The following is a 20,418-nucleotide window of genomic DNA, read 5'->3' on the forward strand; positions in this document are numbered from 1 at the left end:
AACACAATTATGCGTGTATTTGTACTTAACTCAAATCGACAACCTTTAGATCCATGCAAACCGGCGAGAGCTAGAATTCTACTTTCGACAGGAAAAGCTAAAGTCTATCGTCGTTACCCATTTACTATAATTTTAACGGAGGAAATACAAGAACCAATAACCCACGGGTCACAATTCAAAATAGACCCCGGATCAAAAACAAGTGGCTTAGCAATTGTTCAAGGTAACCGAATAGTTTGGGGCGGTGAACTTACTCACAGAGGTTTTCAAATTCGAGATGCCTTAACTTCTCGTAGGCAACTAAGGTGTGCTCGCCGTAACCGCAAAACTCGGTATCGCAAGCCTAGATTTCTTAACCGGTCTAGACCAGAAGGCTGGTTAGCTCCTAGCCTAATGTCTAGAGTTCATAACATCTTGACTTGGGTTAAAAAACTAACTCGTTTATGTCCCATTGCAGGAATCTCTCAAGAGTTGGTTAGATTTGACACTCAGAAGTTGCAAAATCCCGAAATATCTGGCATTGAGTATCAGCAAGGTACGCTCTACGGTTACGAGCTTCGAGAATATCTACTCGAAAAATGGAATCGAAAATGTGCCTATTGTGGGACAACGGGTACTCAGTTAGAGATTGAGCATATTAAGCCATTATCTAAAGGTGGTTCGAATAGAGTCTCTAATTTAGCTATTGCGTGTCATTCATGCAATCAGTCTAAGTCTGCTCAAGAAATCGAACAGTTCTTATCTGGAAAACCTGACGTGTTGAAACGGGTTTTGTCTCAAGCCAAAAGACCTTTAACTGATGCGGCTGCCGTTAACACAACTCGTTGGAAGTTGTACCATGAACTGAAATCAATCGGATTACCTGTTGAAGTCGGGAGTGGTGGTTTGACTAAATTCAACCGATGTCGTCAAAACCTACCTAAAACTCATTGGCTGGATGCCGCAAATGTTGGCAAAGTTGATACTTTAATTATTGAGGGTTATCAACCTTTACTTATTGCCGCTAAAGGTCACGGTACTCGTAAAATTTGTCGAACAAACAAGTATGGGTTTCCTATCCGTTACTGTTCAAGAACTAAGATTCATAAAGGTTTTCAAACAGGAGATATTGTTCGCGCCGTTGTAACTAAAGGCAAAAAAATCGGTACTTATGTGGGAAGAGTTGCGACCCGGAAATCCGGATCTTTTAATATTTCAACTAAATCAGGACTGGTGCAGGGTATCAGTCATAAATATTGTCAATTTATTCACAGGAAAGATGGTTATGCTTATAGGCATTAAACTCTGTCCTCCCTTTCCTCTCACCGCTAAATCAAAGATTATAGCGGGAGACGACCGGGAGGCGGAAAGATGATTCTAGAGGAAGGCAAAAGGAACAAGGGAAAAGGCTTACCCCCGATAAAGAGCGGAGAATCCTCGGGTCAGAGGCAAAAGGCAAAGGGACTGGATTCACCTTGCCATCCGTGCCGCCGTGTGGTAAAATATTTACCCATTTACCTCTTACCCTTGACCGTTTACCTCTTACCCTTAACTGTTTCCCTTTTCCCTCTTGCCTTTTGCCTTGAGGCAGCTCAAGCCCAAACTATTCCGGTGCCGATTATCAAAGCCTTTAATCTGCTCAGGGAAGGACGAGTGGAGGAGGCAATTAAAGAGTTTGAGCAAGCTGTCCAGCGTTATCCCCAATCCATTGATGCGAAGATTGGCCTAGCCATCGCCTACCGCCGACAGGGATTGATTGACCAAGCCTGGGATGCCTATCAACAGGTGATCGCTGAAGACCCTACCAATGAGTTAGCCCTAAGTGCAGTAGGTCTGTTCGGGACTTATAAACAAGAATGGCAGGCTCAGGGAATTGAAGCCCTTACGGTCTTGCTCGATATTAATCCCAATGATACAGAAGCTCGTGGCAGGCGAGCTCTGCTGTATGGTTATCAGCAACGATTTGGTGAAGCGATCGCAGACTATGAAATTGTGCTGCAAACGGACCCTAGTCCAGATGTGCTAATAGGGGCAGCAGAAGTTTACACCTACAACGGTAACCCTCAAAGGGGTCTGGAACTCTTTAATCAATACCTCGCGACAGGGAATGTGATTAGTGGCTATGCTGTCCTGGCTTATGCCCAATCCTTAAGGCAAACTGGCAATGCGGCTCAGGCGGTGCAGGTTCTGGAAAACGAGTTAGTGGGATTCGCCCTAATCGATCAGCTGGATGACCTAGGCATCCAAACCCGAGCCGCCCTCTCCCAAGCCTATAGCGAAAATGGACAAATCTCTGAAGCCTTGGCAGTATTAGAGCCTTTACAAGGTCTACCCCAAGCCACATTGCCCTTAGCGCGATCGCTAAATGAAATTCGCAATAAAAATCAAGATCCAGCCCTCGAAGCCCAAGTCTCGATGCTCTACCGTCAAGCATTGGCAGAGAATCCTAATGACCCTAACTTAATTCGGGAAATAGCTGATGTGTTCACAGGCATACCCAGCGAACGGGCAACCGCATTGCAGCTTTACCAACAACAGCTTGCGTTCGAGCCTGATAACCGTAGTCTCATGATTAAGATCGTGGGTCTAGAACGTCAGACCGGATTAATTTCTCAAGCGGAATTGAGCAACCGTCTAGCGACCATACTGATTCCCCTACCTACTGAACCCAGCGAATTGCAAGCGGTGGCAGACGCCTTGATCCCGATCGAGCCGCCGGGGCCACAATTTCTATCTATATACCAAAATATCCTGGCATCTGGGGTTAACGCCCCGTTTTTGTACTTTCGGATCGCTCAACTATATATTGAAGCCAATGACTTGATCTCAGCTAGAAATGCTTTGGCTACTTATACCGCGACACCCCAGGGAGCTAACGATCTGGCAGTACAGTTGCTAGCGGCAGATATTGAACGTCGTGAAGGTAATTGGATTGCTAGCCGTCAGCGTTACCAAGCCTTGATTGCCAGCAACCCACAACGAGATATTCTCAATGGTGCATTGCAAGGATTGTCATCTATACTTCTGCTACAAGATAGACCAGGGGAAGCTGTGGCACTTTATGACCAACTAGTGGCGCTCAATCCTAGTGATGTTAACCTACAGTTAGCACGAGCTACAATTGCCTACCAAGCGAATCTGATTCCAGAATCCCAAGCTGAGGCATTTGTATACTATTGGTTGCAGACACAACCTAATGTGCTTCCGCCCCAAGAACTCTTTGCTCTAGTTGGTGCTCTACCTGCCAATCCCACACGGGAACCCCTATACATTTCGCTCCTGCAATCTGAACCAGACAACATACCAGTAAACCGCCGTTTAATTCAGGTTATTGCTCAGCGTAGTCCAGAATTAGCCAGAGCTCAGGTGATTGAATTAGTCAATCGGGCTCCCTACTCCGTTCAGACATACTTGTTGCAGGGGCGATTGGCAGAAGCGATTGATGAGTTAGACATAGCAGAGCGCGCCTATCAGGTGATTTTGACCGCAGAACCAAGTAACACGGAGATTATTGCTGCTTTAGGTGGTGTTCGTTTCCAACAACGGCGCTTTGACTCGGCCAAGCAACTCTATTATAGGGGTCTTGCGATCCAACCCCTGGATTTTGGGGTACGTCGTGCCTTAGTTGGACTAAATCAGACTGAAGACTTCAAAGTCAAAGCCCTAGAACAGTTGGAACAGCTAAGACTGGAGGAATTCAGTCGAGGCTCTAGTACTGCTACTCTGTCCCGTCAGAGACAGCAAATCCAAGAAGGATTTCTGTTCCGCAGGGGTTTCCAACCGCCTTGGGAACGTTTTGATTAAGGATAAAGGATCAAGTCTAGATGAAGTGTGAAGTGTGAAGGATGAAGTCTAGATGAAGTATAAAGGATGAAGTGTCAAGGATGAAGGATTAAGGATTAAGGATGAAGTATAAAGGATTAAGGTATGAAAAGAGAAAATCCCAAATGGCAATGAACACTTAAAAATTGGCAATTAAAAATTGGCTATTTTATAATCACAAATCAATAATCCAGACTTTTAAAGCCGATATCAGCATTCAATAATTCTGAACTCTGATGTTTTTGGGCTAGGCTGATGTTCAGACTTCTTGCCTTAAAAGACCAGGTTGGATCAATCTAGAGGCTTGTATCCAACTATGTTTGAGGAGTAAATGTAAGAGCCGCAAATTTACGATGTCCTACAACAGCCGTCAACATTTATTTATGGGTCGCACTAAGAGCGTTTCTATCGTTACTGTCACCATTATGTTGAGTCAATTGGGTTGTGCTCCCCATCAATTGTCAAGACGATCTCCAACCCCAACACCCCCCCAGTCATCACCAACCAAAACGCCTTCAGTCTACCGTGAGTATCCTGAACCAGACCCTCCCCAGACTACTTTACCTATAGACGAAAGTAATATTATAGCAGAAAGTTGGAGTGTATACAAAGAGAAATTTATTCAAAAAGACGGGCGAGTCATCGACTACGAAGCTAGCGATCGCTCAACCTCTGAAGGGCAAGCCTATGGGATGCTGCGAGCGGTCATTGCCGATGACCCCACCACCTTTGCCCTAACCTTACAATGGTCTCAAAACAATCTCAAACGCTCAGGAACCAATGGTACTCTCGAAGATCAACTGTGGGTGTGGAAGTGGGGTCGTGATCAGAGCGGTAACTGGGGTGCGATTGACAGAAATTTTGCCAGCGATGCCGATATTGATGCAGCAACGGCATTAATTTTAGCTTACCGCCGCTGGAATCGTCCGGAATACCTAGACTTAGCTTTGACTAAGCTGGAAGATCTCTGGAACTTGTCCACCAAAGAGGTAAGGGGAAAGCGCTATCTTCTGCCAGGACCTGTAGCAGCCTTTGTCCCTTCTCCATCAACTCTATATCTCAACCCCTCATATCTTGCTCCTTTCTCCTTTCGTCTCTTTGCCCAAGTTGATTCCAACCATGACTGGTTAAGTTTGGTGGATAGTAGCTACCAGGTGTTAAAAGAATCTTCCCAGGTTTCTGCTGTAGGCTTACCCAGCGATTGGGTCGCCCTTGACACCCAAACTGGTCAATTCCAGCCATTGCCACCAGACAGTCCACTCAAAAGTTCTTATAGTTTTGATGCCTACCGAGTGTGGTGGAGGGTTGCTTGGGATGCAGCTTGGTTCAATACCCCAGAAGCATTTGCCTATCTCGGTACTGCCACCCAGCATTTGCAATCCCTGTGGCGTTCTTCTTCAAAGCTGCCCGCCAGGATTGACATCCAGGGAAAACCAACGGTGACTTACGAAGCAACTTCCCAATATGCCATGCTTTATTCTGCCCTACGTTTAATTGAACCAGCCATGGCTAGAGAATTGATAGAGCAGAAACTATTACCACAATATCAGGAAGGGATTTGGGATGATCAATCGGCCTACTATACCCAAAACTTAGCTTGGTTAGGGTTATTGCCTACCACAGCCATCGACCGCAACCTGTTAAATCCCAGTTAGGGAGGGGAATAGTTTAAACAGACCAATAACTATACCGATCAATCAGGTAATACAGGTGACAAAAATGGTCTCAATCGTTAAAGTTAAGCCTAAGCAATACAACTTTTCTTTATAAATTAAGGGTGATCTTACTATTCTCCTAGTATTCTCTATTGTTAAGATTATGAAATTCTTGTTTCGCCGCTCCCAAGCCCAAGATCGTACGACTAATCATCAACGACGTCCTTCTCTAGGTCCTAGATTATCCTTGTTGCTGCTATGTGCAAGCATGGTATTAACCCTCGGCATCGGTACTACCCTAACCAGAGCTCAAGGGGACGGTAACCTCAGAAAACAGGAAGACCAGTTCATCCAGAAGTACAGCTTACCCAAAACCCCCACTAAGGCTCCAGTCTACAAACCTAAACCTCGACCTCGGCCAGCGGCGCGACCTAGACCAAAAGCTGCTCCAGCAGCGCCACGACAAAGACGTTCTAATCCTGCGCCAGCAAGGGTTGCTCCCACCAGACCTCGACCAGCTGCCCGACCTCAGCCACGGACCAAACCCCGCTCCCAGTCCCAACCTCGTTCACAGCCCCAATCTACCCCAAATCCAATTGCTTCTACGCCGAATATCCCATTAAGTGAGTACATCTTGCAATTTAACCGCTCTCCGATTGTAGGCAATCGCCTCCGTATGCGGGGGGTTTATTCGGAAGCAAGACTGGGCTTTACCCGTCCGAGGGGTTGGAATATAAAAACCGCCAAAGCCTTAATCCGCTTCCAGCATTCACCAGCCTTGATTGCAAATCGCTCTAACCTGACCTTGCGGATTAATGGTACCAGTGTGGCCAGTGTCCCTCTCAACCGCAAGCAGTCTCAGGTGGCTAACGTCATGTTTGCTATCCCAACGACCCTGATCCAGGACTACAATGAACTTTCCCTAGTAGCCCAGCAACACAACACCACTGGCTGTACGGATGGAGGGGATGCCACGTTGTGGACTGAGGTTTTGCCGGATTCAAAATTAATCTTCCAATACCAAGTTGAACCTATTCCCCTAAACTTCAGTCGCTATCCTTATCCTTTCTTTGATCAACTCAGCTTAGATGCCAATCGCATTGCTTATATGCTGCCGCAGGGGAATGTCCAGACCCGATCCGTGGAGTCCTTAGAATCTTGGTTGACTGCTGCGCCTCGCTTACAGGCTTCCTTAGGCAGGTTGGCTGACTTCCGTCCCATTACCACCCGTTTGGTAGAGACTATCGACGAATTAGAGTGGGGCGATAGTTTAGTTGTGATGGGGACTCCTGGGGATCAACCAGTTTTGAAGTCTTTAGCACTGCCCTTTACCTTCTCCGGGAATCAGATTTTAGATGGGAATCAGATTCCCTTACCCGATGATGTCGGTGTGCTAGCACTTACCACAGTCAATGATGGCAGTAACCCGGTCTTGGTGGTGACTGGCAATGGCCCAGATGGCGTGAAAAAGGCTGCCCAGTTTTTAGTACAGCCAGATACCAGTAAACTTGGCACAGGTCAATTAATTTTCGTAGATCAGCTTCGGGATGTACCAATACCATCCCCCCGAAATTGGCCTGGTTATTTGCCAGAAGAAAATTCCTTTACTCTCGAAGACATCGCTACTCAGCCCAATGGTAAACCCTTTAAAGACGTCACGGTGCGAGGGACTTCAGCACCACCGGTAGAGTTTGATTTTCGTGCCTTACCGGATGATCGGTTTAAACGGGGCAGTTCCATGAATTTAGTATACAGCTATGGTCCCCAGGTCAATCCTCGCACCTCTGCTGTAGAAGTCTTACTAGATGATGTACTAATTGGTGGTAAACGCTTGACTAAGAGGGATGGCTCACAGCGAGAAACCCTCAAAGTGGATCTTCCTGCCAATCTGATTAAACCCACCTCTAAAATCAAAGTTGCTTTCCGGCTGAACCCCAGGGAACCAGAGGAGTGTGGTAAAATTACTGATCAACAACTAACCGGTACGGTTCATGCTGAAACCAGCTTCAAAGTTAATCGGGAGCCCTCAGTTCAACTACCTAATCTAGAACTGTTGCAAGTAGGTTACCCATTTGCAGCTCCTCAAGATTTGTCCAATACAGCGATCGTGTTGTCAGAGACACCATCTGATACCGATCTGCTCACCCTCCTTGCTATGAGTGAACGTTTAGGACGTCTGAGTAAGGCAGATTCAGTACAGCTGGATGTTTACACCATTGAACAATTGCCTGATCAGATCAGGAGGAAGCGCAATCTAGTCGGAATTGGCACCAGGGATGAATTTCCGTTTCCAGAGGTATTTGAGTCAAAAGGTTTGCGTTTGAGTAATGCTCTAGGACGTCAGTGGGGTGAAGCTAGTGTCCAAACTCTACCGGATAGTGAAGGGGTAATTAAACAAATCATGTCTCCCGATAACAATCAGCGGGTACTTTTGGCTTTGAGTGGTCAAACGGAAAATGGCTTAGACCGCGTGCGGCAGATTCTCACTAAAGATTCTTGGTTCTACCAGTTGCAGAAGGATACGGTTTTAGTTAGTAGTTATCAACAAGACCCTGCTGGTTATGACCCCGATGCCTATAAGCTAGAGTTTTTTGAACTAGCCCGTTCTAAAAAGCGCATTGAAAAAACCTCCGCCCTCAGTAAAGCAGCATTCTTCCTCCAACAAAACTGGTGGTTCCTAGCTTTAGGTATTCTGGGCGTAACCTTCCTGCTTTATGGCATTAGCCAGTTGTACCTCAAGCGTGTTACAGATCAAAAAAGTCATTAGTAATTAGTGATTAGTGATTAGTCTTTACTCTTGATTAGTATTTACTTTTGTCTGTCTATTAAATAGGATTAAATCAAAATTCCACTGTCAGCTATCAGCTGATAGCTGATAGCTGACGGCTGAATACTTACATCAATATTAGTTTCACATCTCAAATCAAAATGCTATAAATTGCTATGTCTTTTTCCTTATTCAAACAATCGAGAAATAGGCAAAATCGCCCTCGTCGCTCCCCTTTAATTACATTACTCGTTGATCGCCTACCTCGGTTTTTTGACCGAGTCCTAGCACGGCTAGGGTCGAATCACTTGTCGTGGCTGATTTTGCTGCTGGTGTTGCTATCCATACCCCTGATTACTACACCCCTAACAGTCAGGCAGCAGGGGATTGTAGCGATCGCACTAATATTGGTTGGTCAAGTGGTAGTGCGCACTGAAGCCAAACAATCTGATAAAACAGTCAGTGAGTATTTTCATCTGTTTTTAGTATGGCTGAGCCTGGTGACCACCATGCGCTACCTATACTATCGCTTTGCCTATACCCTAAATTTTGATACTTGGATCAACGGGTTTTTCTGTGTGCTGTTGTTGGGGGCGGAATTGTATGCAATTCTAACCCTAGTGCTAGCTTATTTTCAAACTCTCAAAATCAAAGACCGAGAAACCGTTGATCTGGCTAACTATCCTCAAGACCAATGGTTCAAGGTTGATATCTACATTCCAACCTACAACGAGCCTGTGGAAATTGTCCGCAATACAGCAGTAGCCGCTCTGGCTATGGACTATCCGGAGGATAAAAAACAAGTCTATGTCTTAGATGATGGCAGAAAGTATCCAGAGCGTCGCAAAAAGTTGAAGCAGATGTGCGAAGAAATCGGCTGTAAATTGTTGACTAGACCTAACAATGATCATGCCAAGGCAGGTAATATCAACACAGCGTTTAAGACTACCAAGGGCGATCTGGTATTGATTCTGGACTGCGATCACATTCCAGTGCGAAAATTGCTGATGCGCACAGTCGGGTTTTTCTACAACCCAAACGTATCCTTTGTGCAAACGCCCCACTGGTTCTTTAACCCCGACCCCTTTGAGCGAAATCTCTATACTAAGGGTGAGATTCCAGTGATGAATGAACTCTTTTATAAAGTACTGCAAAAGGGCAATGACTTCTGGAATGCTTCCTTTTTCTGTGGCTCAGCAGCGGTAATTCGCAAAACCCATGCGCTGGAGATTGGGGGAATTGCCGTTGAAACCGTTACAGAAGATTGTCACACGGCCTTCCGACTCCATTCCTTAGGTTATGAGTCAGTGTACTATGACCAGATTATGGTTGCTGGCTTAGCCCCTGAAACCTTTGCCTCCTATGTGGGTCAGCAAGTGCGTTGGGCAAGGGGAATGGCTCAGATTCTACGGCTAGAATTCCCCTTGTTGAACTGGAAGGCAAAACATCTCACCTTAGGCCAGCGGATTTGCTATTTTTCAGCCACCTCCCACTTCTTCTATGGCTTTCCCAGGCTGATTTACGCTGTCACTCCCACTCTATTCCTATTGTTTGGCATCAATCCCATTCAGGGTTTGGGGCTAGAAACCTTATTTTATGCCCTGCCCCATCTACTGATTAGCCTCAATGCTAACTATATCACCTACAAAGAAGTTCGCTTTTCCTTCTGGAACGAGGTGTTTGAATTTGTGATGTCATTCCAGACGGGGTATGTCACTCTGATGGCGGTGATTAACCCCAAGCTCGGTTCATTTAATGTAACTGACAAGGGGGTATCGGTTAGTCAGCGGAGTTTTGATTGGCAGTCAGTACAGGGTCTTTTGGTAGTAACAGCTATAGTGATTGCTGCCTTACTAGCTGTTCCGTTTTGGCTGCTGCTCCGCCCAGAAGATACAGAGGCGGTCTTGGTTAACGCCATGTGGTGCGTCTTTAACTCGGTTCTGCTGATAGCAGGTTTGCTGGTTGCCTTTGAACAACCCCAACAACGCCCCAAACACCGCCTGCTACGACGCCTTCCGGTGACAATTCACACCCCTGACCAGAGTTGGCCAGGGGAAACGGTTAATATCTCAGAAAGCGGAGTTTTAATTGCCTTAGATAGCTGGCCCAACCTACCTGATCAAGTAGACCTTGAAATTGTGGGAGATTACGGCAGACGAGCCTTTGTTGCTGGACAAATTATCCGCAAGACACCCATTAGTGACCATCAAGTTCACCTTGCGATTAATTTTATCAACCTCACTCAAGCTCAGCTAGATGATTTAGTCCTAGTAATTTATTCCGATGTCAGGGAGTGGTATTCCCAGAAGCGTGCGACCTTAGACCGACCCATGGGCTCCTTAGGTTTCTTAGCCACTGGTGTGTTCCGTGCCTTCCGAGAGTTGAACACCCAAACCAGTAGTACTAAGGTGCGGAAACAGATTAGGGCTACTGCTCAGCTTTATTGGGAAGGTAAGTTTTACAGTGGCAGGGCAACTGAAATGGGAGTGATGAGTTTACGGGTGGAATTAGACCGCAGCACTGAATTTTCTGACACCACCGAGCAAACTAGTCCATTGCTCACACCAGAAGATTTGCGGAGAATGGAGCAAGACCAACCTTTCGTTGGCTTGCTCTTGAGTCAGGAATCCACTAACCAGTTACCACAGCGATTGTTAGCTCAAATTGTAGATGTCGAAGATTTATCCGATCAAGTTGCCATTGAGTTGAAGTTCCCAGACCAATTAAAGCAGAAACAGGAGACCAAAATTAAACAGCTTTTGAAAGTACTCTAGTTTAAGGTTTAATCGGGTTGAAGGTTTAAGGTTTAATCGGGTTGAAGGTTTAAGGTTTAAGGTTTAAGGAGGTTGGAGGTTTAAGGCTTAAGGTTGAAAGCTCACCGGGTGATTGAGGAAGTAGTGCCAGCGCTTCGGGGTTCCCGTAGCGTGGCCGTAGGCCAATCGCATATCAACCTTCACTGGCCTGATGCCAACATTTGCTTCGGTTTGTAGTCAGACCCTAGCTTGTTGGCACAGAATCCTAAATGACGGCTTTGACCAGGTTCGATCAATCGTCCCCAATCCAGGGGGGTGACCACATAGTCTTTAGAGGATTGAGAGTTTTCCATGTTACGGGGTTGGAAATTACCATTCCAACTATTGTTAATCGCAGCTTGATTCATTTGGAATGTTAATTCCCAGTCTTCAACCTTAGTGCTGCCCTCATTGATAACCTGTATGCCGATGCAAAATCCTTCTTGCCAATCTGAATGCAGGTTAGGTACCACTTTTAAAGGGACACGGTTTCTAGTCTGTGACCTTGTAGAGAGATTAGGGTTAGGGAGATTAGGGCTAGTTTCAGGTGTTGGTCTTGGCTCCCTTAAAGCTTGGTTGGTATCAGGTGGCGATGAAGGTAAAGGTGCCCTGTCGCTAGGTTTGGCACTGGGGGATGGTAAAGGTAGTGGCTCCTTTAAACCTGGATTGGCAAGGGGTGACGGTAGGGGAAGGGGTGTAACTTGAGTTGGTGTGACACGCAGGTTAGGTGCAGGTAACGGTGGGATTACACCAGGGTTGGTACGCAGGTTAGGTGGGGGTAGTGGTGCAACCCTCCTGGGTGTGGGATTGGAGAGGGGTGGAGGTAGTGGTGCAACGCTTCTGGATGGCTGCCTACTTGTTGGTGTTGGTGTAGGCATTTGCCCGATTGACCTGGGTTGGGAATTCGGTAATGGCGTGGGCATTGGTTTGGTTCTGCCTGGTGGGAAACTTGGTCGCGGTATGGAAATTGAGGGGATAATCGGAGCAACTCCCACGTTCGGGGCGAAATTGTTGGCAATTAGCAGTCCCTGAAGCAGTTGTTGCTTAGGAGCCTCCACACTCTGCCAATCATCTTGCAGGATCCCGCCAGTATCCCCACTATTGGGATTCCAACTCCAGTAGGCAAAACTTAGATTGTTTCGATTAATGTAATCTACCAGCCGCCGCTTCCAAACTCCCTCTTTTGAGTTAGGGTCTACCTCCTTTCCACCGAATTCTCCGATCAAAATCGGCGCAATGCCTTGTCTAGCGATATAGTTCCAAGCAATTTCCCAGCGGTATTCCAAATTGTTAGGGAAACTCGGTTCTGAAAACCAAGAGTGATTGAACACTCCAGGGCCGTATTCATGGGGGGAATAGACCAGCTTATTCGGATTAGACAAACGTACTGGATATTCCCTAACCCCTTCCAGATTACCCCCATGCCAATGGGTCGCTAGTCGTTGACCTGGAACATTCTTTTCCACACCTTCAACAACTATCAGCCAATTGGGGTTGACTGCAAGAATGGCATTACCAGCCCTCTGTGCTGCCAGTCGCCAGTCAGTGGCTAGATCGTTTGTTCCCCAGCTGGCTCGACCATGGGGTTCATTTTTCAGGTCTGCACCAATGACATTAGGCTGATTGCGGTAACGAGTTGCCAGCATTTTCCAGGTTTCTATCCAATCAGTTTCCGTAAACCCATCCCCGTACCATAATGGAGGAATACGTTGGTCATTGAGTCGGTGACAGTCCAACAAAATTAATATGCCTTGCTGCTGGGCTTCCTTGATAATGGCATCCATGACCTCCAAGGGCGATTTACCGTAAAGCTCCCGATTGCTACCGATGTTGAAATCAATCCCACTGACCTCTGAGGCTCTTAGGGATTGGATAGAAAACGGCAGCCGAATCATGTTGTAGCCCAAGCTTTTGATCTGCGCCAACATATCCTTGTAGTCTCGTTTCCACAACCCATGAGGAGCATGCAACTCTGTCTCAATCCCAAACCAGTTCACCCCTCTGAGTAATATCGGGCGACCTAGGGAATCAAGTAGTTGTGATCCTTGGGTAGAAAGAGGTAGCTGCATGGTTCTTGCAGCATTGGCTGCATCAACAGGATGGTGAGAAGGCAAGGTTAATTCCATCAGGGATAAAAAGACTAACGCTAAGCCAAGACCAATGATTCGCCAAGGAAGTGTAAATTTGGTTCGCCGGTACTTAGGAAGCCTACTATGCCCAGGCTTGCGCCGTCGAGGCTGCCCGAAATGGCTGATGATTGTCAGCAGGATAGTTGATAGGATGCGGGCAACTCGGGATATGTGCCGGAAAAATCTAGACATCGGTTTCTACAACAAAAGAGGTAGAGTTGGTTACAACTAGAGGTGCGCGCCTGTTCGCGCCCCGCGTCGGCTTTGCCGAAAGGTGCGACCCTAGGCCGCGAGGGATTGCTCGCGGCCTTGGAGGCGCGCACCTAAGAAATTGATATTGAGCTTCCCTCACCCTGAGGTGCGACCCGTGATGGCGAGCAATCCCTTGCCATCACGGAAAGCGCACCTTGACTAACTCGAAAAACTAAATTAAGCAACTATATATATATAGGGCAATGGGTAGGTGACGATAGACAATTCCTTAATATCAATACCCAAAACTAGCGCTAATGTCAGTGTATCTCCTCAAAACCGAAACCATACAATTCCCCTGGTTAAAAATCATGTAATGCTTGATGGGTAAAGGCTAGATTCGAAATCAGCTAGGGATTTCTGGGAGGTTGTCACACAACCGTCACAAAGTATTTTGACAGATTCCAAAGACTAAGTCAGGGCAGGTATTTAAAAAACTTACCAACTTTTGGGGGGGCATACAGTCGAACGCTTATTGAACATGGGTTTTAGTTCCATAACCCTTTTTAGTTTCCCCCACATCCACCTTCAAAACCCTCGGTTTTTCAGGGAGTCTTCTGATTAATTGTAAAGTTCTCAGGTAATCACTAGGAACTGCAAGTTTCAATCTAGAAGGGGTTTATATACCTTCACTACTTATTTCTCTAAATATACCTTCACTACTTATTCATGTAAAATTCATAAACTTAGTAAATCGTTTCATGAAACTTTTATGAAACATGGGATTACTACGGATTAACTTAAAGAAAAGCCAAAGTATTAAAGGGTGCAGCTACAAAAAACTTCTGCCGCTGACCACCGATAAGGAGTGAGCGAAAGACTAAACAGATCACAACTTGATCAAAACTTGGCAAAGTCTGACGCGGCTCAGGTTAAATGGCTGATGCGGCAACTATCGAAGGAAACTACTGATTATGACATCTCCGATTAAGCAATTTGTCCTGAAACCAATTGTATTTTCAGCTGCACTCTTTACAGTCCTAACCATACCACTAGCTTGGTTTGGCTCTAGACCTTTAAATATCCAAGTACAAGAGGAGCCAGTGTTTGACGGTAAACTAATGGACGTAGCTCCACCTTACTTGGGCTTAGCAGCGCTACTAAGTCTGACTGTAGGAACTGCTACAGTGGCGATGACCGGATGGCGCTCCGCTGACCGCAACCGGTCTGATATAGAGGCACAGTTATCGGGTCTTGAGGAAAATCTCAAGAAAAAGGAGGAATTGTTAGAGACACTTCAGCTCTCAGACTCTAGGTTAGACGCTTCTGGACTGAAGGAGTTTACCTCAGAGAAAGACACTTCACTATCTTTGAACGACAACTACCAGCCCATTAGCAATGTTGAGCAAGTCACTTCTGAATCCTTGCCCAAAAACTACCATCCGATTGCCGAAACTGGGTCGGTAACTGAACCTGTAATAATTACCAATCAAACAGTGGATCATGAACCATCCACTCAATCCCCCACTAAACCCGACTTGGACGTGCGAGCAGCTACGGCTAGGTTTCCATCGGTGCAATCATTTCTAGCCTATGCTCCACCCAATGCTGCTCAGGAGCCACAGAAGAAACCAACTCCCCTTAATGGTGATGAGTTTGACCAACTCTACACTAAAGTTCAGCATCTTATGTCTCAGATGGTCACTGTAAAAAAGGCTATGAAAAGACGGTCACCGAAAACCTCACTCGAGTAGTCGTGATCAGATAGCTACCAAAAAAACTTGGTAATGGCTAATTCCTAGATATTGATAGTTAAGTCATATCAAGGGTTAGTCATTATCTTTTCTTACCAGTCAAACCGGAATCTTACCACGTAATGTTTTAATAAAAACCCTAATCACATCAGCTCGATTCTGTCTAGTCTGTTCATAATGTTCATGTGGATTGCTTCAATAATTCTATTGCTTCAATAATTCAAGGTCTAACTCCTAAAGAATCCTCGTCACAAACCATGCAAGCACTGTCAATATCAGTGCTAAATGCCTTGAATGCACCCTTACTATGGACTGACATCATATGCACTGACATCAATTCAGTTCAGAATTCGTCGAAAGCATCGCTACAATGCGGTCGAATCTTTTCCTATTTTGCCAACCTAGCCACAAGGGGAGAACTTGGGCTTCTGCTAATTCTAGTACCAAGGATTGAATTTCTTGGTCAGATGCCTGTCCATAAAGCAGTAGTACTAAGAACCCATTGAGTTGCCGTGCCATTGTTTTAGCTTGAGGTAAGGCATCTATAGCTTCAGTCCAATGGACAGGGAACATCAAATGAAGTGGCTTATCGTCTCCCATGTGGATTAGAGTCGGTTTGAGGAGATTGCAAGTGCCATGAGGTCCCTCGTACCAAGGGCGATGATTTTCTAGGTACGCAGCTTCTGACTTTACCCAAGTATTCATTTTGTACCTCTAAGTTTATTATAGCTCTTATTTTCTTTATGGTAATTGATTAAAAATGGATTCGCTCAAATTATTTGTAGTCTACAACGAACAAATGCTCTTAGGGTTAGCTTTTGAGAATTTATCCAATGGTTGATTCGTTAAAAAAAACATGGATTGGTAGTATTTACTCATTTATGCCATTTTATAATGCTTAAATTAATTTAAAAAAAATCCATAGTTTGCAATTGTTTTTTGAGTTATATATAAGTTATACTTTAGTTAACGAATAATTGAATTTATGGCCAATTTATAGTGATTTATATTCCCACACCGGTGAGGCTGGAATAACTTACTAGGAAGCGTGTTTTTTAAGTTATTGATCTGACCAATAGTCAAGATTTAGAGTGACAGTAACCTGGGATGAACGATAAAAATTTCCCTTTACCTTTATCCTTTGGTAAAACTTCATCCTTTCTTGATGCAAAGCGCTCATGGGGGTAACCACGGCAGTCGCTCATGGCCCATGGGTCTGTGTGCGGAACCTGCGTCCGCACCGCTGTTTGCCCCGTGGAACAGCAGTCGCTCATAGGGGAAACCCCCCCAGGTCGGCGCTGCCTTCCCAAGACCGCGCTGCCTCCCCAAGACCGTAATGGTGCGTTTGACCCGTAATTAAATTCGCCACGGGTCGCACCTCTGCATCGCTTTTACAATTACGAAAAAATTCGCGCGAAAATTGGCACATTTCCCGCGCCCGGGCCCCACACTTCCCACACTTCCCTTCTTTATTTACAAATATGAGATGCACCTGATAAGCAAAGGACAAGGGCTGATCGAAAAACTTGATCTCAAAAACCCTGGGTTAGGTGGTAACTTCTATTAGTTTTTATGGTTCCTTGAGGAGGAATAGTGGTTTTGCTTAACAAGTATAGCATTTTCACGTGAAATGAAAACGCTATATACGTTGAGAGCTCCTAATTTATATATAGCGCTAGATTTATGGAGTAATAAAGTGAGCAATGCGATCGCTTTTGGCGGGCTCTTCGAGCCATCGCGTATTTCCCAAGCCAGCAGTCCCTCACCAACATGAAATTCTGAAACTCTTAGGTTCAGCTACCGTTTATCAAGTTCCATAACGCAGTGATTGACAAGCTGGAGTATCAAGGAGAAACATGATCGGTTTGAAGAAGCCCAGTCTCTAGTTCCTTGGCATTACCAATGGATTGTACTACACAAGTTTCTGCCCCTGATCGTGAGCCTATGAAGTAGTTGAGACCGTGCTCAAGGAGGGTCGTCAATGGTATAACTGGCAAAATCAGCCATTTATTCCAGTGGAGTTTTCAGTTGCTGCTTACCGCTTTGGTCACAGGCAAGTCAGACACCAACACTGGGTTCACATTCAGGAAAATTTGGTATTGTCGATCCCGTAGCGTGGCCTACGGCCAATCCCATAAGCGCGGAAGCTTAGCTTCCGGAGCGTAGCGTGAGCAAAGCTCAATCTTCTTAAATTTGCTGGAGTGCCATAAAAACTATAACTTGATAGGGTGCTATAAAATTATACCAATTCACTAAAACCTTGCTATCTATTATTGCATAAGGTAAAAAAATAATGGGAAAAAGTAAAGCTAAACTATTTTACTTTTTTTTCTCAATTTTGAGTATAGTAATTTGTAGTATTCATAAGTATTAATTAAGTTAAATGGTACCCACAATTCTGGCTCTTGACTTTGACGGTGTTCTGTGTAACGGACTATTAGAATATTTTCAGACGGCGTGGCGTACATACTGTCAAATTTGGAAACCCGCCAGTGAAACACCACCCGAAAATTTAGCAGCTAGCTTCTACCCCTTACGACCTGTTATCCAAATCGGCTGGGAAATGCCAATATTGATTCACGCGCTGATTCTCGGTATTTCAGAAGACGAGATTTTGCAGAATTGGTCAACGGTTTCCCAGTCTATCGTTAATTCCGAGACCTTAGACAGAACCGATATAGCTAAGCAGTTAGACACTATTCGGGATAAATGGATTACTACCGATTTAGATGGTTGGTTGAGTCTACACCAATTTTATCCCGGTGTGATTGAGCGGTTGGATCAAATACTTTCCACAAATACCACACAGGTATATATTGTTTCTACTAAAGAAGGACGCTTCATCAAACAACTATTGCTGCAACAAGGTATTAAATTACCACAAGACAGAATTATTGGCAAGGAGTCCAAACGACCCAAACATCAAACCCTACGACAATTAATTGAAACTTTTCCAGGGGAAGCCGTAACACTATGGTTTGTGGAAGATCGGCTCAAGACCCTTAAATCTGTGCAACAGCAGCAAGACCTCAAACCGGTGAAACTCTATCTAGCTGATTGGGGCTACAACACCAAAGCTGAGCAAGAATCTGCTTGTAATGACCCGAGAATTCAGTTGTTGTCTCTTGAACAATTTTCCCAGGATTTTTCAAATTGGCTAGATTAAGCATTAAGTATTAGTCCTAATGGCAAGCGAAATTTAGGTTTTGTCAGCATTTCAGGGAACTCTATAACTATCACCTCTGAGATGGTGTTCTCAACCAGGGGTGAAAGGGATTTTGAATAACACGCTTTTCGGTTGGGGTTTCTATGGGATGCGACACCTAATTTTTAAACTCTGGAACTGGTTACTCAACCTAATTTTTCAGAGAATAATCCTGGTTCTAACGATCATGTTTTGCCTGGGAGTGGGAATTGCCCTCTCAAGCATGTCTCGTCTCTCTATGGATCTAATTGAATCCCACGCACTAGAGTATTCCGCCTTATCCACTCAAGTTATTAATGAGGCACGTAACCTCTACAGTACTGAGGTGGTTAGTCGTGCTAAAACTGTTCATGGGATTACCGTTACCCATGACTACACCACCAAAAAAGGGGCAATTCCTAATCCAGCTACCTATGTGATAGAACTGGGTTCGCGCATCAGTGCCAATGATACGGGAGCTTTAATCAGGGATACTCTTAAACCGTGATTAATCGGGGTAAACCCGGATAAATCGGTCAAGGTCAATTTATTGTTGCTTGAGTGAGGAGTGGTCAAGCAGTAACTGGAGTCGAACCTTCCACTCACTATCTAAGCGTTCCTTGCATCCCGGCAAGGAGATCCCTAAAAGCTTGAGTTCTGCTATGCTTAGAATCAAGCCATCCTAGCTTAACCGCATCAGCTAAACTCAAGTCCATACCTTCCAGGAAACGCGCGGTACGACGCAACAATACTGCTTGGACTTCTTCCCTTTTCGTATACCGGGAGATCTCGTGATCTGTACCACGACCAAGAATATTCCGTGCAGCATTGTGATCAGCCTGCAACACGACCCCATTAAATCTGGTAAAGGTGTCCCCTTTCCTGACCCCTAACAGGGTGCCAGTTACGGAGTCAACTTGCGACGTGTAGCTTGGCTGAATTTCTAAAACTACTGAACCAGTCCAGTTAGCCCATTTTTGTAAAGAGTCTCGAATAGCTCCTTTCATCCAGCTATTCAATTTTCGAGACATTGCTAATGATTGACGTTTCCCTTTGATTGGTTCGGTTAAATCTTCTGCGAAGACTTTCAATGATTCCCCATTAAAAAGTGACCTACTTGCAGCGCCTATAATGGCTATAATTCCTGCCTGGTCTTTTCTGTAGCGACGATTTTCCGTTTTTCGGCTCAGATTATTTTCTAGTATGCGAGCTGATTTGGCCGGGTCGATTTTTTTTAACTTTCGATGCAGTGCCCACAATTTTCCACGATGGCGGTTTTTCTGAGTAATTCTATCAGACTTATTACTTGCCAATTTGCCTAAGCCCAGACCATGGGCACGGCCATCTGAATCGTAAAACGCTTCTGTGTAACCCTTATCTACGCCCAGAAAACGACTTTCCTTGGCAATATTGACAGTTCCATGCTCAACCAAAAAATGGATTTCAAAACGCTGGAAATCTTGATTGTGAATTAGTCTAATCTGTCCAGTTATTTTTCGATTAGACCTTACGAGAATTCGATTCCGTTTCCCTCTACGTAATCCCGCCATTTCTAACTGATAAGTGTGTCTAGATATTCGCTTACAGGAGTAACCATTTTGTTGGTAGACTATTTGATTATTTACCCAAGAATGGCCACGCTGAAAAGTTTTCCTGACAATTCGATGTAGAAATGGATCCTCTAGAAAACTAGAACTCGATAATTGCTTGTAGCACTGAGAACGTCGTTTTTCGTTCTCTTTGCCTGGAAATTGTTTATGCAGAATTTTTCCTAATGCTTCAATACAAGCGGCTTGTTGGGCACTAATGGCTTTAGCGACATCACTAACCGTCCATTCCATTAGCTTGGATGGCAACCCTAAAGACTCTGGAGTCCTAAAAGCTCTGACTTCTGGATAAGCTTTCCTCCAATCAAGTCCCCAATGACTGACGCTGCCCAGCTTGTTATAGGACTCAGAGCGAACTACGCCTAAACGATCCATCATGGCAAAAAGCTCAGCTTCAACCGTCATTGACATCCCAATTACTGGGACTACCTGGGTTGAGAGCTTCTTAATTGTACCTGATTTTTTCTGGCGATTAGGCATCGCTCACGCTAGTTGGCATCTGTGTCCATTATACCCTAAAAAATCCGTTTTTATCCC

The 20,418-nt window shown here is 45.1% G+C and carries 13 protein-coding genes; 10 read left to right on the plus strand and 3 right to left on the minus strand.

Annotated elements, in window-relative coordinates; translation table 11 throughout:
- Positions 1 to 9 precede the first annotated feature (9 nt).
- From iscB to F6K46_RS11145, 5 genes are all read left to right on the plus strand, one after another.
- Positions 10 to 1,281: an RNA-guided endonuclease IscB gene (gene iscB / locus F6K46_RS11125; RefSeq protein WP_293056278.1), complete on the plus strand. Its 1,272-nt coding sequence runs from the start codon at positions 10 to 12 to the stop codon at positions 1,279 to 1,281.
- A gap of 69 nt (positions 1,282 to 1,350) precedes the next feature.
- Positions 1,351 to 3,783, plus strand: coding sequence for a tetratricopeptide repeat protein (locus tag F6K46_RS11130; protein ID WP_293056281.1), 2,433 nt, complete (start codon positions 1,351 to 1,353; stop codon positions 3,781 to 3,783).
- A gap of 371 nt (positions 3,784 to 4,154) precedes the next feature.
- A complete protein-coding gene (locus tag F6K46_RS11135) occupies positions 4,155 to 5,456 on the plus strand; it encodes a glycosyl hydrolase family 8 (RefSeq protein WP_229415287.1) in 1,302 nt (433 codons plus the stop codon).
- Between the two features lie 163 nt (positions 5,457 to 5,619).
- Positions 5,620 to 8,223, plus strand: a complete 2,604-nt coding sequence (locus tag F6K46_RS11140; protein WP_293056292.1) for a cellulose biosynthesis cyclic di-GMP-binding regulatory protein BcsB — start codon at positions 5,620 to 5,622, stop codon at positions 8,221 to 8,223.
- Positions 8,224 to 8,399: 176 nt separating this feature from the next.
- Positions 8,400 to 10,997, plus strand: coding sequence for a glycosyltransferase family 2 protein (locus tag F6K46_RS11145; RefSeq protein WP_293056303.1), 2,598 nt, complete (start codon positions 8,400 to 8,402; stop codon positions 10,995 to 10,997).
- 179 nt (positions 10,998 to 11,176) lie between these two features.
- On the opposite strand, the gene F6K46_RS11150 is transcribed toward F6K46_RS11145, so the two are convergent.
- Positions 11,177 to 13,336 (minus strand): cellulase family glycosylhydrolase, encoded by a 2,160-nt coding sequence (locus F6K46_RS11150; protein WP_293056314.1) that lies wholly within the window; start codon positions 13,334 to 13,336, stop codon positions 11,177 to 11,179.
- Between the two features lie 974 nt (positions 13,337 to 14,310).
- Here F6K46_RS11150 and F6K46_RS11155 point away from each other — a divergent pair.
- Positions 14,311 to 15,090, plus strand: coding sequence for a hypothetical protein (locus F6K46_RS11155; protein WP_075899251.1), 780 nt, complete (start codon positions 14,311 to 14,313; stop codon positions 15,088 to 15,090).
- A 333-nt stretch (positions 15,091 to 15,423) separates the two neighbouring features.
- Here the strand turns inward: F6K46_RS11155 and F6K46_RS11160 are convergent, their stop codons facing one another.
- Positions 15,424 to 15,795 carry a hypothetical protein gene (locus tag F6K46_RS11160; RefSeq protein WP_075899249.1) on the minus strand — a complete coding sequence of 124 codons (372 nt, stop codon included), beginning with the start codon at positions 15,793 to 15,795 and terminating at the stop codon, positions 15,424 to 15,426.
- 925 nt (positions 15,796 to 16,720) lie between these two features.
- Between F6K46_RS11160 and F6K46_RS11165 the strand changes: the two genes are divergently transcribed.
- The 4 genes from F6K46_RS11165 to F6K46_RS11180 all read left to right on the plus strand — a co-directional run bounded on the left by F6K46_RS11165 (position 16,721) and on the right by F6K46_RS11180 (position 18,782).
- On the plus strand, positions 16,721 to 16,864 hold the full coding sequence (locus F6K46_RS11165) for a hypothetical protein (protein ID WP_158069559.1): 144 nt from the start codon (positions 16,721 to 16,723) through the stop codon (positions 16,862 to 16,864).
- Positions 16,865 to 17,051: 187 nt separating this feature from the next.
- Entirely contained in the window at positions 17,052 to 17,204 is a 153-nt protein-coding gene (locus tag F6K46_RS11170) for a hypothetical protein (RefSeq protein ID WP_293117012.1), read from the plus strand.
- A 269-nt stretch (positions 17,205 to 17,473) separates the two neighbouring features.
- Entirely contained in the window at positions 17,474 to 18,256 is a 783-nt protein-coding gene (locus tag F6K46_RS11175) for an HAD family hydrolase (RefSeq protein WP_075899248.1), read from the plus strand.
- Positions 18,257 to 18,482: 226 nt separating this feature from the next.
- Positions 18,483 to 18,782: a hypothetical protein gene (locus tag F6K46_RS11180; RefSeq protein WP_293056324.1), complete on the plus strand. Its 300-nt coding sequence runs from the start codon at positions 18,483 to 18,485 to the stop codon at positions 18,780 to 18,782.
- A 97-nt stretch (positions 18,783 to 18,879) separates the two neighbouring features.
- On the opposite strand, the gene F6K46_RS11185 is transcribed toward F6K46_RS11180, so the two are convergent.
- Positions 18,880 to 20,361, minus strand: a complete 1,482-nt coding sequence (locus tag F6K46_RS11185; protein WP_293056330.1) for a zinc ribbon domain-containing protein — start codon at positions 20,359 to 20,361, stop codon at positions 18,880 to 18,882.
- Positions 20,362 to 20,418: the final 57 nt, after the last annotated feature.

Source organism: Moorena sp. SIO3E8 (assembly GCF_010692445.1).
GTDB classification, from domain to species: Bacteria; Cyanobacteriota; Cyanobacteriia; order Cyanobacteriales; family Coleofasciculaceae; genus Moorena; species Moorena bouillonii.

Bases quoted from the DNA above. Each gene is read 5' to 3' on its own strand.
- F6K46_RS11145 (WP_293056303.1), top strand. From the start codon at position 8,400: ATGTCTTTTTCCTTATTCAAACAATCGAGAAATAGGCAAAATCGCCCT.
- F6K46_RS11130 (WP_293056281.1), top strand. From the start codon at position 1,351: ATGATTCTAGAGGAAGGCAAAAGGAACAAGGGAAAAGGCTTACCCCCG.
- F6K46_RS11155 (WP_075899251.1), top strand. From the start codon at position 14,311: ATGACATCTCCGATTAAGCAATTTGTCCTGAAACCAATTGTATTTTCA.
- F6K46_RS11160 (WP_075899249.1), bottom strand. From the start codon at position 15,795: ATGAATACTTGGGTAAAGTCAGAAGCTGCGTACCTAGAAAATCATCGC.
- F6K46_RS11150 (WP_293056314.1), bottom strand. From the start codon at position 13,336: ATGTCTAGATTTTTCCGGCACATATCCCGAGTTGCCCGCATCCTATCA.
- F6K46_RS11175 (WP_075899248.1), top strand. From the start codon at position 17,474: ATGGTACCCACAATTCTGGCTCTTGACTTTGACGGTGTTCTGTGTAAC.
- iscB (WP_293056278.1), top strand. From the start codon at position 10: ATGCGTGTATTTGTACTTAACTCAAATCGACAACCTTTAGATCCATGC.
- F6K46_RS11135 (WP_229415287.1), top strand. From the start codon at position 4,155: ATGTCCTACAACAGCCGTCAACATTTATTTATGGGTCGCACTAAGAGC.
- F6K46_RS11185 (WP_293056330.1), bottom strand. From the start codon at position 20,361: ATGCCTAATCGCCAGAAAAAATCAGGTACAATTAAGAAGCTCTCAACC.
- F6K46_RS11140 (WP_293056292.1), top strand. From the start codon at position 5,620: ATGAAATTCTTGTTTCGCCGCTCCCAAGCCCAAGATCGTACGACTAAT.
- F6K46_RS11165 (WP_158069559.1), top strand. From the start codon at position 16,721: ATGAAAACGCTATATACGTTGAGAGCTCCTAATTTATATATAGCGCTA.
- F6K46_RS11180 (WP_293056324.1), top strand. From the start codon at position 18,483: ATGTTTTGCCTGGGAGTGGGAATTGCCCTCTCAAGCATGTCTCGTCTC.